Origin of the sequence: Vreelandella halophila (genome assembly GCF_019903425.1) — a bacterium.
GTDB lineage: Bacteria > Pseudomonadota > Gammaproteobacteria > Pseudomonadales > Oleiphilaceae > Halospina > Halospina halophila.
The window spans coordinates 2054656-2069661 of record NZ_JACHUZ010000013.1 but is presented as its reverse complement, the minus strand read 5'-3'; the positions used below and the strand labels follow the sequence as shown (position 1 = coordinate 2069661).

Here is a 15006-nt window from a genome sequence, read left to right as displayed (position 1 = left end):
AAGGAGTTACCAGTCATTCGGAAGCCTCCCGCGTAACCGCCTCGGGATGGGGAAACACCAGCATGGCATCGCCATAGCTGAAGAAGCGGTAACGCTCGTCAATCGCCGCCTGGTAGGCGTCCAGCACGTGTTCACGCCCGGCAAAGGCGCTGACCAGCATGATGAGCGTGGACTCCGGAAGGTGGAAGTTGGTGACCATGGCGTCGACGCTGCGGAAGTGGTACCCCGGGTAGATGAAGATCCGGGTCTCGCCGGAAAACGGGGCAAGAGGCCCCTCCTGTGAGGCCGACTCCAGGGCCCGGACCGCCGTGGTGCCCACGGCAACCACCCGGCCACCCCGTTCCCGGGTGCGATTCACCGCATCCACAGCCTCCTGATCCACGGACAGCCACTCCTGGTGCATGTGATGCTCGCGGATGTCCTCGCTGCGCACCGGCTGGAAAGTCCCTGCGCCGACATGAAGCGTCACGAAGGTACGTTCAATCCCCCTTGCCGCCAGCTCATCCATAATGGCGTCGGTGAAATGCAGCCCCGCTGTCGGAGCCGCCACAGCCCCGGGCTTCTCGCCAAAGACCGTCTGGTAGCGCTCCTCGTCCGTCATTTCATCGGGCCGGTCAATGTAGGGCGGCAGCGGCATGTGTCCAACCGCCTCCAGCACCGTCATCACCTCCGAATCCGCAAAGCGCACCCGGAAAAGCCCCTCTGGCGTGTGCGCCTCAACCAGAACCCGGTAGCCCCCATCCAGGATGAGCTCACCGCCTGCCCCCGGGGTCCGTGAGACCTTCAGGTGCACCAGAGCGCGATGCGCCTCCAGAATCCGCTCAACGAGCATCTCCACTTTGCCGCCCGAGGCTTTCTGCCCATAGACCCTGGCGGGAATCACACGGGTGTCGTTGAACACCAGCAGATCCCCAGGTTCCAGAAGATCCGGCAGTTCCCGGAAGCCGTGATGGGAAACCGCCCCACTCGCACCATTAAGCCGCAAAAGACGGCTTGCCTCACGCTCGGCAAGCGGATAGCGGGCAATGAGTTCATCGGGCAGGTCGAAATGGAAATCGGAGCGTTTCATCGGATGGGCGGCCCAGCAGGTGGTGTCTGGGCGCGAATGGTACCGGAGCCGCCGGCGGCGGGGAAGCACCCCATTAAGTGTCAAAATATTTTACAGGTTACAACTGCGTCAGGAACGCCCAATCGGCCAACCTGTTGTCAGGTAAGACGTTTTCTGTATGGCACTACTTTTGCTTAATGCTTGCAGGAAGAACCTCAACCGATCAGGAAATCAACCAATGAAACGTTTCGACTTCGCCAGGCTTGGTCTTGCCACCACGCTTCTTCTCTTCGCCAGCCACACCCTGGCATTTCCGCTGGATCTTGAATCCGTATCCGGCCAATGGGGTGACCCGATTGGCGGGCAGAACATCAACGGGGTCGGCACCAACGAAATCCGTTGGGGAAATACCTCTCAGGGTGAGCCCCAGAGCGGTTACCGTTTTGATGGCGCCCCAGGCTTGCCCAGCACCATTAACAGCGGTGACGCCTTCACCCTCGGCACTATGACCCACTTCAATTACCCGATTGAATCAGAGACTGCTATTGACCGGGTTTCCCTGGATGTCATGGCGGATTTTTCTCAGGGCGGCGACAACCAGACCACCGGGCCTTACCAATTCAGCTTTACCCACGATGAAACACCCAACAATGGCCTGGAAACGGATATTGAATGTTTCTGGTTCATCTGCTGGGCCAGCAAGTCCTGGAACGGGGATGTGGATGATGTTGTCTATCTGGACGAGACCATTAGCAGCTCGGAATTCCAGCTCGACGGAAAGATCTACTCCATGAGCCTGCTGGGTTTTGAGAACCACCACGAATCCTTCCAGACCCCGGAAGACAGGACCACTTCTATCGACCTGCTCGCCAGCCTGAACGTCCGGCATGTCGAAGTGCCCGAACCTGGAACCCTGGCGCTTCTGGGGCTCGGACTGGCTGGCCTGGGTATTACCAGGCGGCGTCAGCGCTGATCCGCGGCAACCAGGCTCGTCGGAGATCTGTCAGGACATGCTCGAGGTGGCGGGACCCCAGCTTCGGTACCGTCGCCAGCTCACTCAGGAGCAGGGTCCGGCGGCCGGCCTGGCGCAACGTTTCATGGGTTCCCAACACCCTTCCCCGTGACAGGGTTGAAGCCTGCGCCCCGAGAGGGGGTCATTCAGTTCACGGAGCTGGTGCCCGTATCAGTTTCGGCAAAACCCGCGTCTGGCGAGGGATCCGCGACAGCCTCAGCTCCCGGACCCGGAGCCTCAGTTCCGCAAGCGCGGCCTGTTCTGGAACCGTGAGCGCGGAATCCGGGGTCGTGGGCCGCCCTGCCAGCCACGCATGCAGGCGAGCCACTTCCTCAACGGTATCAGCGCGCCTGCAGCCTGCGGTTCATCACTGCCTTCCCTGCGAGCTGTAGCTCAGCGGCTTTTTTCCTTACTGCCATTGCCCGCGAGGAACAACAGCAGTGACTGAATCAACCGCTCTATGACTCCATTGTCCATGCTGGCTTGCCTCCTGTTTCGGAAGTGTACCGGCTGTAGCACGACACTGCTTATGAGCATCCAGAGCAGAGCAGCGGATCCCGCTTAGCATGACGCAGATGCTAGGATACTTAGCCCGCTCTAAAGGACCTCAACGGAGACCGACTCTTGAACCGACTCCGCCGCTTCCGCCTCTTTATCGTGTCCGCCACCGCCATCATCGCGCTGCTGGCCTTTGCCACCCTGCAGCAGGAGCTTGCCCGGAGCGTGTTCTCTGGGCTTCAGGACTGGTTCTCCCATAACACCGGCTGGCTGCTGATCCTGATCATGAATGCCGCGCTGCTTTTCGCGGTCTATCTGGTTTTCAGCCCCCTGGCGCACATCCGCCTGGGCGGCAGGGACGCCAGACCGGAGTTTAGCCGGCTGGACTGGTTCGGCATGCTGTTCGCCGCCGGCATGGGCATCGGGCTGCTGTTCTACAGTGTCTCGGAGCCGCTCCAGCACTACGCCACCTTCAATCCACACGTGGACACCAATGCGGACACGGCCCAGCTGGCCATGGAAACCACCTTCCTCCACTGGGGGCTTCACCCCTGGGCCATCTATGCCCTCGTAGGCCTGACGCTGGGCTACTTCCACTTCAACGCCAACCACCCCCTGAGCTTCGACGCACCGCTCAAGGAGCTGGTCAGCCGCAAGCGGGCACGGCGCATCGGGGGATTCGCCAACTTTGCCGCGGTCATAGGTACGGTGTTCGGCGTCTGCACCTCCCTGGGGCTCGGCACCAGCCAGGCGGCAGCCGGTATTGCCAAGCTCACCGGCTATGAGTCCGGCCTCTGGCTGCAGATGCTGCTCATCGCCATTGTGTGCGCCGTAGCGCTCGTCTCGGTACTCACCGGCCTGAGCAGCGGCGTGCGCCGCCTGAGCAAAATCAACCTGCTGCTGGCCGGGGGCCTGATGCTGTTTGTGCTGGTTGCCGGCGAGACCGTGTTCGTACTCAAAGCACTCGGGCAGCACATTGGCGGTTACTTCAATGACCTGTTGACGCTCTCAACCTGGAATGAAACCTACCAGGGCACGGACTGGCAGTCCTCCTGGACGGTGTTCTACTGGAGCTGGTGGATCTCCTGGTCGCCGTTTGTGGGCATGTTCATTGCCCGGGTATCGCGGGGCCGGACGATCCGGGAATATCTGCTGGGTGTACTGCTGGTGCCCTCATTCTTCAACTTCATCTGGATGACAGTGTTCGGCGCCAATGCCCTGCACCTGGAACTGTTCCAGAACGCGGATTTCGTGCAGACGGTAACGGCGGCGCCCAACTCCAGCCTGTACAACTTCCTGGAGTTTCTGCCGCTGAGTACCGCTACCATCGGCATCGCAATCCTCGTGGTTCTGGTGTTCTTTGTGACCTCGGCGGATTCCGGCTCACTGGTGGTGGCCACGCTGACCTCGAACGGCCGTGACCCCAGCTGGCAGCAGCGCCTGTTCTGGATGACCGCCATCGGCCTGGTAACGGCAGTGCTGCTAAGGGCAGGCGGTCTGAATGCCCTGCAGTCGGCCACCATTGCCAGCGGCCTGCCGTTCGGGCTCCTGCTTCTGGCGTTCATTCCGGCACTGCTGATCGCCCTGCGCCGGCCCTATGAGGACCAGCGGGTGCATGTGCGGATTCCCCGGGAATCGCGGGAGGATCGCGCATGAGCCGGCGCTCAGGAGGAGGATGAGAGCCAGCCAATCCTCAGCCTGAGCGTATCGGCTATCACGCTGACCAACGAAAGGGGCATGGCGGCCACCATGCTGGAAACGTACCATGGACCGTGATTGGCTTCATGCTTCCCATCAATGGTCAGCGGTGTGCAATCAACGGTCATGACAATCGCAGAGCGAGGAACAACAGCCTGCATCAAGGACATCAGTCAGAGGAGCCCGATAATGGAACTCAAGACGTTCAGAGACCTGATCGACTGGACCCGCACCCTCCATCACCACATGGCAACCTGCATGAAGCAGGCCGCAAGCGAGCATGAGGAAACACGTGCCCAGATACTGCTCGATTATCTCGCCACCCACGAAGCGGAACTGGAAAAAACGGTGGAGGGATTTGAGAGCGAAGCCGACGCCCGGGCACTGAAAACCTGGATCTACGACTTCCTGAGCCATAAGCCCATTGAGACGCACCGGACCTGTGACCTGCCCTACACCAAACTGGACTTCGATGGCATCTGCCACGAGATTTTTGACTTCCACGACCAGATCATTGATCTCTACCAGAACCTTCAGGACCGCGCCGAGATCCCGGAGGCCAAGGAGATGGTGGAGAATCTGCTGAACCTGGAGCGTCACGAAGCCATGCGGATTGCGCGGGAAATCGGTCGCATGCAGGACGTTTGAATCCGAGGGCCGGCATCCGCCTGCGCCCCGACGGCAGCCCTCGGGGCGCAGGTTGCGGGATCAAAGGCTGAGGTCGACGATGCGCTCATCGGACGCCGGCTCGGTCTCGGCGTCCGCGTACGCATGGGCCCCATCCGGGTACTCACTGGCCAGGTATTCCGCCAGCGCGTCCTGTTCGCTGCCGGCACCCGCAAAGTCCACCTGACCGGGATCAGTCGTCACGTCTACCCGGTTGGGGGTCTGGAGGTCGTTGAGCGGATAGCCGTCACCGCAGGCGGTACCGGGCGGGGCCCCAACGCAACCGGCGATGAAATCAAGGATCACGATCCGGATATCGGCCAGCCCGGTGTCCACGACGCCATCGGTGACCACGTCCTTCGCCACTGTCCCATCCGGATTAAGGACCTCCAGTTCACGCAGCCGCTCACCCGCAATGTCGCTCTGGGCCTGGTTCGTATCCCCTGCTGAGCGGGCCGCCCGGGTGGGATCAAACTCAACCCGCATCCCGGCAATCTGCGGGAACTGGCCCGGGGTGGCGCCGTCCGCGGTCGCAGCGACAGTGTGCTCCATCACGTCGGCCAGCTCCGCCGGCGTCAGTGTCAGCAGGGTCAGGCCGTTGTTGAACCGCAGGCTGGTCTGGATGTCGAGCTGGGAGATTCCGCCCTCAGGCTTGCCAATGGCGTCATTCGCCGCCGGCGGCAGGAAGGTGATGTCGTCGGGGTCATTGGTCCCGGGCGGCTGGAGCGCCTGGCCAATGTCGGCCCGGATACCCCCGCCGTTCTTGATGGAGACCTCAACATTCGGGTCCTGTTGCTGCGCCAGCCAGAGGTTGGCATCCGCCGTCAGATTCCCCAGGTTGGTCTCCTCGGTACGAACCTGGCTACGACGACCGTCCAGGTAAACGTCAGTCTGCCCCACAACGTTGCCGTCTTTTTCAGCCAGGACCTCTTCCAGGGCCGTGGTGATGGCATCCACCCGCTCGATTGGATCGAATGGCCGATCGATGGTGTCGGTGGCGTAAGCGCCACTTTCAGCTGATGACACCGAATCCGACAGTATCCGCCCCTGGTCGTCGAAGGAGACCATCAGGCGCCCGAGGTACTGGAAGTCGCCATCAACATTGACCAGCAGGACGGGCTCCCCGGCGGGCGATTCGTACTCAAGCGGGTAGGTGTCCGCGGCCTCATCCCCGTCCCGCAGGCGGTCATTGCTGTCCGCCAACAGGGTGTTGGAGCCACCGGCGACAATGATATCGACATCCGTCAGCCGGGTTGCCAGTGCCTTCTCCACCGCAATCTGCTGCATGTGGGCCAGCAGGACGATCTTGTCGATGCCCTGATCGGCCAGTTCATCAACCGCTGGCTGAAGGGTTGCCGCCAGTTCGTCGAGATCTTCCTCCGCGGACGGGTCAAAGGGCGAAGGTGCCACTTCTAGCGCCCCTGTGCTGGTAATGCTGGGCAGGGTCGGTACGCTGGCCCCGACCAGCCCGATGGTCTCGCCATTCACCTCAACCGTGGCGCTGGCCGCCACCGTGTTCGGTGCTGCCGCCTCGCCCGCGTCCGTCAGCAGATCGGAAGGATCGGAGGTTTCCGCAGCGGCGGCCGCCTCAAAATCAATGTTGGCGGACAGATACGGGAACTGGGCACCCGGCCAGTCGCCATCCTCGGCCAGTAGCTCCGTAAAGCTCTCCGGGCCGGCATCCAGATCGTGATTCCCCACTACCGAAGCCTGCACCCCCATGGCGTTCAACCAGGCGATGTTCGCACGGCCATTGCCCGGAGTTCCGAGCACCGAGGCCATGGCGTCATCCCCGGCCGCGAAGAATTCCGGCCCTGGAATGAGGTTGTCGCCGGAGCTGACGAGCAGGGTCTTTTCCGGGTTCTGCGAGCGGAATCCATTCACCAGTGCGGAAAAATTGCGTACATCCTGCACACCGCCCTTGCCGTCCACGTCCGCAAAATGGAGAAGCTGAAGCTCGAAGCGGGCGTCGTTGCCGTCATTATCCCCGTCGTCAAGCTCACAGCCGGCCATCACCAGGCTGCTGCCCATTACCAGCGCGATTAACGTCCTACTGAATTCCATCGATCATCGTCCTTTGTTGTGACATCAGGCGTATTCCATGCCTGACGATGCCGGATGCGGATGACAGTCCGGCGACGATGTCGTTACGGATTCACGAAAAAGTGATGACGCTCCGGAATGCCCCGGCTGCAGCAGGCGGTTTCTGTATCAAAATGTTACCGACCCTGAAAGGTAACAATTCTTTCACAGGGTGCCTCGATACTGACTCCGCCATCGTCAGGGAGCAGTATCATGTCCGATAATTCGCCGATCATCGTTGAACGTCTATGGCGCCTCAAGCGCGGCATTGAGAAAGGCCAGTGCGATGGCCTGGCGTTCGCGCACCTGAATAACCTGCTGCGCAATCCCGCCTATCGGGATCAGGTGCTGACCCAGGTCGAGCGCGACGGCACCGACGCCATGAAGGAACTGGCAAGCGAAATCCGGTCCCTTGATGAGGGTGCGCCGCTCATGGGGAGCTCGGGCCAGGCACAACAGGGAGCAGACGCTGACGCGGATAGACAGGGTGAACAGGCCTCGGGTGCATCACGCCGATACGGTGTCTGGATCCTGGCTGCGATAACGGCGGCACTGGCGGGGCTGAGTGGGTTCACGGCCTGGAACGAGCGGACGCGGCACATCGATAGCGATATCACTGCGCCCACAACCTGGACCTCAGGTCACACCTATGTACTGGAGGATCGGATCTTCGTGCGCGACACCTCGTTGACCATTGAACCGGGCGCCCGCGTTGAAGGCCGGACCGGTTCCGCCCTGATCGTTACGCGGGGCGGCACCCTGGCGGCCAGGGGCTCCCGGAACCAGCCGGTGGTCTTCACCAGCCACGAGCCCGAGGGCAGCCGGCAGAGCGGCGACTGGGGCGGCGTAGTCCTGCTGGGCAGCGCCCCCGTGAACCAGCCCAACGCCCACATTGAAGGGGTCGACGCAGGAACGGAGGCCGGCCGATTCGGCGGCGAAGACCCCCGCTCGAACTGCGGCGTCATTACCCACGCCCGAATCGAATTTGCTGGCCACGAGGTCTACAGCAACAATGAACTCAACGGCCTGACCATGGGCGGTTGCGGTACGAACACCATCATCCGGAACGTCCAGGTTCACCGTCCGCTCGACGACGGCATCGAAATGTTTGGCGGTACCGTGGACCTCAAGAACGTGCTCGTCTCCGGCCCCGGTGACGACGGCATCGACTGGGACTGGGGCTGGACCGGCAGAGTCCAGTTCGCAATCATTCAACAGCATCCCGACACGGGCGATAACGCCTTCGAAGGCGATAACAATGGCGATCACCATCAGGCCTCTCCCCGCTCCGAACCCCGATTCTACAACGTCACACTCGCAGGCGCTGGCGGCGGCCTCAAACTCAATCGCGGCATGGTGCTACGTGAAGGCACGGGCGGCCATTTCCATAACATGATCGTGGACGGCTACGGGCTCGGCGCCGTGGATACACGACATGAGGTATCCGCTCTGGTTGGCAGCGGCAAACTAACCTTCACGAACAACCTGATTTCGGACAGCGGTGAACAGGCATCGGATTTTGGAGAAAAAGGCGACCGTGACGATGACTTCGGTTTTAAGGAGCGTGACTGGCTCCGTACCGCCGACTTCGGCAATGCCTTCCGGATGGGCAGCGCCCTGTTGGCAGCAGCCCGGGATATCGAACAGCCACGGTTCAGTCCCGTCATCACCCAGAAAGAGATGAACGCGGTGGCGCCACCGCAGGATGAATTCTTCGATGAATCCGCCCTTTTCCTCGGCGCAATCGATCCGGCGGCATCGGAGCCCTGGACGACGGACTGGACGGCGTTTCCGCGCGATTGATGCAGAAAACGACTGATACCAGGGAAGCGATCCAGGCGGAGAGGCATGGTGCCGAGGGTGGGACTCGAACCCACAAGGCTTGCGCCACCTGATTTTGAGTCAGGCGTGTCTACCAGTTCCACCACCTCGGCAACGGCATAGGATTATACGCGCGGCCATTGCCGCGTCAATCACAGTGCGTCGAACAGCGACAGGCGTGAGATCTGTGCGAAGGACTGCTGCGCCGCCTGGAGGGTGAAATTCTGCTGGGTCAGGCGGCTGATAGCCTCGGCGTAGTCCACATCCTCAAGGTCTGAAAGGGTCTCCTGCGCCAGCAGATCACTGTCCTTCAGGAACTCTTTGGTGGTTTCCACGGTATTCAGGCGTGTACCTACGCCGGCCTGGATTTCCGTGGCCCGGTCCTCGGCGTTCTGCAGATTGGCGAGGCCCTGGTCGATGGTATCCTCAAGCGCCTCGCGGCCTTCCGGCGTGTTGGGGTGTGTCTCCAGCCCTTCGATCATCTTCTCCATGGTGCCGAATATGCTCTGCTGGTCACCTGTTTCAACCGCGAAGGAATCCTCATCTTTCGGTTCGCCGCTGACTTCAAAACGCATCCCGTTGACCTCGATGGGATTACCGCTTACATAATCTTCATCTGATATGAAAGTCTCACCGGTTCTTTGGGATTTGACGGTGTACTTGGTGTCTCCGCCACTCCGTTCAAACGACACCATCAGGTCATCAGGGTAGAATTCTTCAAACGCTTCCCGGTCGGTTACAACCCCGCTGCTGATCCGGCCGCTGCCCTCGTTACTCTGGGAGGCACGGGTATTGAACGTAGGCCGGTCGCTGGGAATGGCCTCAAACGTTTCCCGGCCATTGTCGTTCACCTTGATCGTGACCCCGTCATCGATCTGCACTGAACGCTCGCCGGAATCACCCCGGTATTCAATGTTGCCGGACACATCCTCGCCAAAGGGCTTTTCGCCGCCCTGGAAACCGGCAAACAGGAACTCCCCTTCCGGCCCTTGGGTGTTGGCCAAGCTGACCATCTGCCCCTTCACCTGCCGCAGCTCCTGGGCGATGGACTCGCGATCCGACTCACTCAGAGAACCACTGCCAGCCTGGACCATCAACTCCCGAGTGCGGGCCAGCGCATCCGTATAGCTGGAGAGCGTCCCGTCTTCCCGTTCCAGACGGGTCTGTGTCATGTTCAGTGTGTCCTGGTACTGCTCGCTACGCGCCAGGTCATCCTTGAGCTGCACGATCCGGGTGGAGGCCACCGGGTCATCCGAGGGACTGAGCACTTGCTTGCCCGTGGCCACCTGCTCCTGGGTACGCGCCTGCTGGGCGTTGAGATTCTGGAACTGCTGGATCCCCTGATTGAAGATCTGGCTTGTGGAAACACGCATGATCACCCTCCCCTAGTTGAAGGTGCCGAGCAGGGTATTGAACAGGTCCCGGGCAACCGAGACCACCTGCGATGAGGCGCTGTAAGCGTTCTGGAACTCGATGAGCCTGCCGGCTTCCTCATCGAGGTTGACGCCGGACTGCTCTTCCCACTGTTTCTGGGACTGCTCCTTGAGCGTGCCGGCGGCTTCTTTGTCCACCTGGGCAGTCCGGGTGCGCGACCCCACATCCTCGACCACGGAACCATAGGCGTCCGTGAAGCTGAAGTTGCCGTTATCCAGGTAATTCTTTGCGTTCAGGTCGCCCAGGGCCAGGCCGTTACGGTTGTCCGAGGTGCCACCCTCGTTGGTTTCAAGGCGGAAGCTGTCGCCGGCCTCAGGGTTGCCGCTGAGTTCGAACTGGAAGCCTTTGTAGGCGGGTTCGCTGCTGGGGGCCCGTTCAAAGAAATTGTCTGCCCCCGCTGTTGTCGTATCGTCAGCGGTCAGACGCACACCATCAGCAAGGGTTGTATCCACATAGCCGCCCACGGTCACAACATTATTATTCAGGGATTCAGTCCCAACACTGCCGCCACCGTAGGGATCCGGCTTGCTGACCTGGAGAGAGCCATTACTATTATTCAATTCCAACCGTATATCCGCCCCGCTGTTGGAGCGGAGCTTGAGACTATTGCCATCATCACCCGCAATGCGGACATCGAGATTCAGTGATTCAAAATCGCTATTGTCCTCCATGGCCTTCTTGAGACTATCAGCCGTTAGAGGACCATCAATTTGACCCAAATCCGCCGTTTTGGTGCCGGAATCATCCTTGATGGAAATGGAGATATCGGCATCGCTACCATTGAGGTTTCTGAGCTCGGTTTCCGTATAGGCCGTTGCCTGGACCCCTGACCGGCCATTCAGTTTATTCGCAATGGACTGGGCCGATTCGTTAGCATTGATGTCGAGCGCTGGTTGGGTTGAAACAACACCTGTTTCCGGATCACGTGTACGGAGGGTGATTTCCTGTGCTCCATAACCATTCCCGGCTCCAGGCTGAGGCTCCGTATTTGTAGGCCCTGAAGCAGTCACAACCCGCGCCCCCGGATCCCCACTGAACACGGTATTCGTCTTCCCCGGCTCAAACCGCACATTGTTCATCGGCGGATCCAGAGGCTTGGGATCAGACGGATCGGAGACATCCACCACCTCAAAGCGGTTCTCCGAAAGGAACCGGATCTCCATGGGCGGATCGAGGTTGCCGTTCTGGTCCAGGGCATCCAGACGGCGGCCGGTCTGTGGGTCGCGGATGTCGAGCATGGTGCCCTGGGTGATCTGCCCGGTGCCCTGGTTGCCACTGCTGGCCTCGGCGCGGATGGGGGCTGCCAGGGCAATCTGTTCGCCGGCCACAATTTCCGTCGCCATATCCCGCGCACCGTTGAAGGTGGGCCGGACGGTGAATTCATCGCCCTGCTGGAAATCCCCGGATTCAAGCTCAATCTCGAATCCATCCATGGAGATGGTTGAGGGCCGGCTGTCACTGATGCTACCGGTTTTCACCAGCTCTCCGCTGGTGGCATCACGGATGCGGTACTGCTGGTCATCCGGCCCGGTGAATTCCAGGGTATAAGAGCGGGTATCCAGCTTGCTGCTGTCAGTGATGTTCACGCGGGCCTGGCGGTCGCCGTTTTCGGCGGTTTCAGCGGACGGCGTGATCCGCCCACGGGCCAGGCTTTCCGAATTGATATCGCGGAAGAAGTTGCCACCCAGGTTACCGTTAAGATCCTGACCCAGCTGGTGCTGCTCGTTCATGCGCTCGGAAAGACCAATGGCGATCCGCCCGATCCCGTTCAGTGTCGGTTCCAGGATCTCGTCCCGGAAAGTCAGGTTGCCGCCCAGCGCGCCACCGGTGATCTCATGGGTAATGGCCCTGTCCCGGCCAACGCCCTCCAGCAGTACCTCCCGCCGGCCCGCCTGCTCGGTGCTTCCAGACAGGCGCAGCGTGGCGCTGTTGCCCTTGCTGACAATGCCCTGGCCCTTGCCGATGCTCACATCAACGGTGCCGTCGTTGTTCTCATTGGTCTGGACCTGCACCAGCTCTGAAAGCTCCCGGAGCTTCTCGTCCCGCTTGTCCAGCAGCTCATTGGCATCACGCCCACTGGCGCGCCCGGGCGACTCCGCGATCTTGAGATTCAGCTCCGCGATGCCGTCCGCCAGGGAATTGATGTCGCTCAGGTTCGCGGAGATGCGGTCATCCACGGTTTCCTCGCGGGAACGCAGCTGACTGTCCACGGACTTGAAGCGGGAAACCAGATTGTCCGCCTGGTTCAGGGCCTGCTCGCGCAGTGAGTTTGAGGCTGGGCTCTCGGCCGCATCCTGGAGAGTGCCAAAGAATTCGTTCAGGGCCTGGTTGAGACCGGTCTTCTCGTTCCCCAGGAGATCGTCCATGCCATTCAGGTTCTCCACTAGGGCGGTCTGTTCCGAGTGAAGGGTGGTGTCTGAACGCAGCTGGGTGTTGATGAATTCGTCGTTCAGGCGCTGTATGTCGGCAACGTTAACGCCCTGGCCAATGTAACCGCTCCCGGAAGCCTGGGAGGGATTGGAAACGAAATCCGCCCGCTGGCGACTGTAGCCGGGCGTGTTGGCGTTGGTGATGTTGTTACTGGTGGTCTCCAGCGCCTTCTGGTTGGACAGGATCCCGGTCAGGCCCGTATTCAGCAGACTCATGGCAGCTTACTCCCCTTCCGTCCCGTCATCGATCACGGCGCCCAGCGTGGGCCTGTCCATGATGTTCTGGATCTTGTCGGCATAGGCCGGATCAGTGGCGTAGCCGGCGTCCTGCAGCGCCTGGGCGAAGGCTTCAGGGTTGTCCGCCTGCTCCAGCACCCGCTGGTAACGCGGGTTCTCGTTCAGGAAGCTGGCGTAGTCCTCAAAACTGCTGGCGTAATCCGGGTAGGCACGGAAGTCCGCCTTTTCCTGCATGGGCAGTCCGTCCCGGTATTCGGTGGTGGTGACACGGACTTTCTCGCCGCCCCAGCGCTCATCGGCCTTGATGCCGAACAGGTTTCGGCTGGGCTCCTTATCGCCGCCGATCATGTTCTGACCCCAGCCGGTTTCCAGCGCCGCCTGGGCAATCATCACCTGGGCCGGAACGCCCGTCTTTTCGCTCACATCACGGGCAATGGGGCTGAGCTCCTGCACGAACTGCTGCGGCCCTTCAAACCGTTCCGGCAGTTCCCTGCCGCCTTCATCAGCGGAGCTGGAGCCGCTGCTGCCCTCTTCCGGCATCATCTGGCGGACCTTATCCACACGTTCCGCCAGCTTCGGGTCCGGCGCCGGCATCTCCCGGCTGTACTCGGCAATACTGGTCTTGGCGTCCGGACGATCCGCACCCTGTTCGCCACCACCAAGCTGGCGCACCAGTTGATCCGCAATCCCGATGCTGCGTTCCTGGGTCAGGCTCAGGGTCAGCTGCTTGTCGAACATGTCCTGGTACTGTTCGGTCTCCTGGCTGTTCAGGTAATTGCCCTCGCTGAACACCTCGTTGGCTGAGCGCATGGACTTCATCATCTGCTGCAGGAACAGCGCTTCGAACTGCTTGGCGACTTTCTCCAGTGCCTTGTCCCGATCGGTATCGGCAAGCCGCTTGAGATCGCTCATGGCGCTCATGTCGGTGTAGATGTGCGCGTCGCTGGTACCGCTTGCGGATGACTGGATCATAGCCTCAACCTCAAATGACGATCAGTTCCGCGCGCAGCGCGCCGGACTGCTTGAGGGCTTCCAGCACGGCCATGATGTCACCCGGTGCCGCACCCACCTGATTCACCGATTGAACGATCTCGTTGAGCGTAACCGCGGGCCCGAACTTGAACATGCGGGCTTCTTCCTGCTCGATGGCCACATCCGTCTGTGGAATCACGGCTGGGTCACCATCTCCGAAAAGCCCGGGCGCCACTGCCTCGGGATTCTCGGTAATGGTCACACTCAGGTTGCCGTGAGTGACCGCCGCCGGGCTGACCTTCACGTTCTCACCCACCACGATGGTGCCGGTGCGGGAGTTGATCACCACCTTGGCGGATTCCTCCGCCGGGGTGATCTCGATGTTCTCCAGGATCGAGAGAAAGCTGACGCGCTGTGAGGCGTCCCGTGGTGCGCGCACCCGCACGGATGAGGCGTTCTTCGCGTAGGCCGTTTCCGGCCCCAGACGGTCATTTACCGCCTCGACCACGCGCCGCGCCGTGGTGAAATCCGGGTTACGCAGGTTCAGGGTAATGGTGTCCCCTTCGGAGAAGGCCGTGGGCACCTTGCGCTCAACCGTTGCGCCCTGGGGAATACGCCCGACACTCGGAATATTCACGGAAATTGAGGATCCATCCTGACCCTCCGCGCCGAAACCACCGACTACAAGACTCCCCTGGGCCATGGCATAGGTCTGGCCGTCCGCCCCCTGGAGTGGCGTCATCAGCAGTGTGCCGCCGCGCAGGCTGTCGGCATCGCCCACCGAGGACACGGTGACATCAATTTCCTGGCCGGGGCTGGCAAAGGGCTGCAGATCCGCCGTGACCATCACGGCCGCCACGTTATCGGCGCCGGGATCGACGCCAGGGGGGATGGTGATACCAAACTGATCCATCATGTTGCGCAGGCTCTGGTTCGTGAATGGCGCACCATCCCCGCTGCCATCGAGACCCACCACCAGCCCGTACCCGACAAGCTGGTTATTGCGCACGCCCTTAACCGAGGTCAGATCCTTGAGCCGGTCGGCCTGCACCGGACCGGCAATCAGGGTCACAAGCACCAGTACCGCGGCAATCCGGTTCCACATGACA

At 61.1% G+C, this 15006-nt stretch carries 10 protein-coding genes and 1 tRNA gene; 4 read left to right on the top strand and 7 right to left on the bottom strand.

Translation table 11 applies throughout. The annotated features are described in order from the left end of the window. Nucleotides 1-13: 13 nt before the first annotated feature. Nucleotides 14-1069: a tRNA preQ1(34) S-adenosylmethionine ribosyltransferase-isomerase QueA gene (gene queA, locus H4I92_RS14020; protein ID WP_077531171.1), complete on the bottom strand. Its 1056-nt coding sequence runs from the start codon at nt 1067-1069 to the stop codon at nt 14-16. 217 nt (nt 1070-1286) lie between these two features. Here queA and H4I92_RS14015 point away from each other — a divergent pair, with 217 nt between their 5' ends. From H4I92_RS14015 to H4I92_RS14005, 3 genes are all read left to right on the top strand, one after another. Further along, a complete protein-coding gene (locus H4I92_RS14015) occupies nt 1287-2021 on the top strand; it encodes a THxN family PEP-CTERM protein (protein WP_077531170.1) in 735 nt (244 codons plus the stop codon). Nucleotides 2022-2684: 663 nt separating this feature from the next. Continuing rightward, nucleotides 2685-4214, top strand: coding sequence for a BCCT family transporter (locus H4I92_RS14010; RefSeq protein WP_077531169.1), 1530 nt, complete (start codon nt 2685-2687; stop codon nt 4212-4214). A gap of 231 nt (nt 4215-4445) precedes the next feature. Further along, nucleotides 4446-4904 carry an ATPase gene (locus tag H4I92_RS14005; protein WP_077531167.1) on the top strand — a complete coding sequence of 153 codons (459 nt, stop codon included), beginning with the start codon at nt 4446-4448 and terminating at the stop codon, nt 4902-4904. Between the two features lie 60 nt (nt 4905-4964). Here H4I92_RS14005 and H4I92_RS14000 read toward each other — a convergent pair whose 3' ends face one another. Further along, complete coding sequence (locus H4I92_RS14000) at nt 4965-6986, bottom strand: bifunctional metallophosphatase/5'-nucleotidase (RefSeq protein ID WP_077531166.1); 2022 nt, start codon at nt 6984-6986, stop codon at nt 4965-4967. Nucleotides 6987-7217: 231 nt separating this feature from the next. Here H4I92_RS14000 and H4I92_RS13995 point away from each other — a divergent pair, with 231 nt between their 5' ends. Further along, nucleotides 7218-8807 carry a hypothetical protein gene (locus H4I92_RS13995; protein WP_077531165.1) on the top strand — a complete coding sequence of 530 codons (1590 nt, stop codon included), beginning with the start codon at nt 7218-7220 and terminating at the stop codon, nt 8805-8807. Nucleotides 8808-8853: 46 nt separating this feature from the next. Here the strand turns inward: H4I92_RS13995 and H4I92_RS13990 are convergent. The 5 genes from H4I92_RS13990 to H4I92_RS13970 form a co-directional block, all read right to left on the bottom strand. Further along, a tRNA-Leu gene (locus H4I92_RS13990) sits at nt 8854-8938 on the bottom strand. Between the two features lie 39 nt (nt 8939-8977). Continuing rightward, the gene (gene flgL, locus H4I92_RS13985; RefSeq protein ID WP_077531164.1) at nt 8978-10198 is read right to left on the bottom strand and encodes a flagellar hook-associated protein FlgL; all 1221 of its coding nucleotides are present in this window, start codon (nt 10196-10198) and stop codon (nt 8978-8980) included. A gap of 12 nt (nt 10199-10210) precedes the next feature. Then, nucleotides 10211-12904 carry a flagellar hook-associated protein FlgK gene (flgK, locus tag H4I92_RS13980; RefSeq protein WP_077531163.1) on the bottom strand — a complete coding sequence of 898 codons (2694 nt, stop codon included), beginning with the start codon at nt 12902-12904 and terminating at the stop codon, nt 10211-10213. Nucleotides 12905-12910: 6 nt separating this feature from the next. Next, entirely contained in the window at nt 12911-13897 is a 987-nt protein-coding gene (gene flgJ, locus H4I92_RS13975) for a flagellar assembly peptidoglycan hydrolase FlgJ (RefSeq protein WP_077531162.1), read from the bottom strand. A gap of 10 nt (nt 13898-13907) precedes the next feature. After that, the gene (locus H4I92_RS13970; protein ID WP_077531161.1) at nt 13908-15002 is read right to left on the bottom strand and encodes a flagellar basal body P-ring protein FlgI; all 1095 of its coding nucleotides are present in this window, start codon (nt 15000-15002) and stop codon (nt 13908-13910) included. Between the last annotated feature and the right edge of the window lie 4 nt (nt 15003-15006).

Excerpts from the sequence above, each read along its gene's own strand:
- queA (WP_077531171.1), bottom strand. The coding sequence starts at position 1,069 with ATGAAACGCTCCGATTTCCATTTCGACCTGCCCGATGAACTCATTGCC.
- H4I92_RS14015 (WP_077531170.1), top strand. The coding sequence starts at position 1,287 with ATGAAACGTTTCGACTTCGCCAGGCTTGGTCTTGCCACCACGCTTCTT.
- H4I92_RS14005 (WP_077531167.1), top strand. The coding sequence starts at position 4,446 with ATGGAACTCAAGACGTTCAGAGACCTGATCGACTGGACCCGCACCCTC.
- H4I92_RS14000 (WP_077531166.1), bottom strand. The coding sequence starts at position 6,986 with ATGGAATTCAGTAGGACGTTAATCGCGCTGGTAATGGGCAGCAGCCTG.
- H4I92_RS13995 (WP_077531165.1), top strand. The coding sequence starts at position 7,218 with ATGTCCGATAATTCGCCGATCATCGTTGAACGTCTATGGCGCCTCAAG.
- flgL (WP_077531164.1), bottom strand. The coding sequence starts at position 10,198 with ATGCGTGTTTCCACAAGCCAGATCTTCAATCAGGGGATCCAGCAGTTC.
- flgK (WP_077531163.1), bottom strand. The coding sequence starts at position 12,904 with ATGAGTCTGCTGAATACGGGCCTGACCGGGATCCTGTCCAACCAGAAG.
- flgJ (WP_077531162.1), bottom strand. The coding sequence starts at position 13,897 with ATGATCCAGTCATCCGCAAGCGGTACCAGCGACGCGCACATCTACACC.
- H4I92_RS13970 (WP_077531161.1), bottom strand. The coding sequence starts at position 15,002 with ATGTGGAACCGGATTGCCGCGGTACTGGTGCTTGTGACCCTGATTGCC.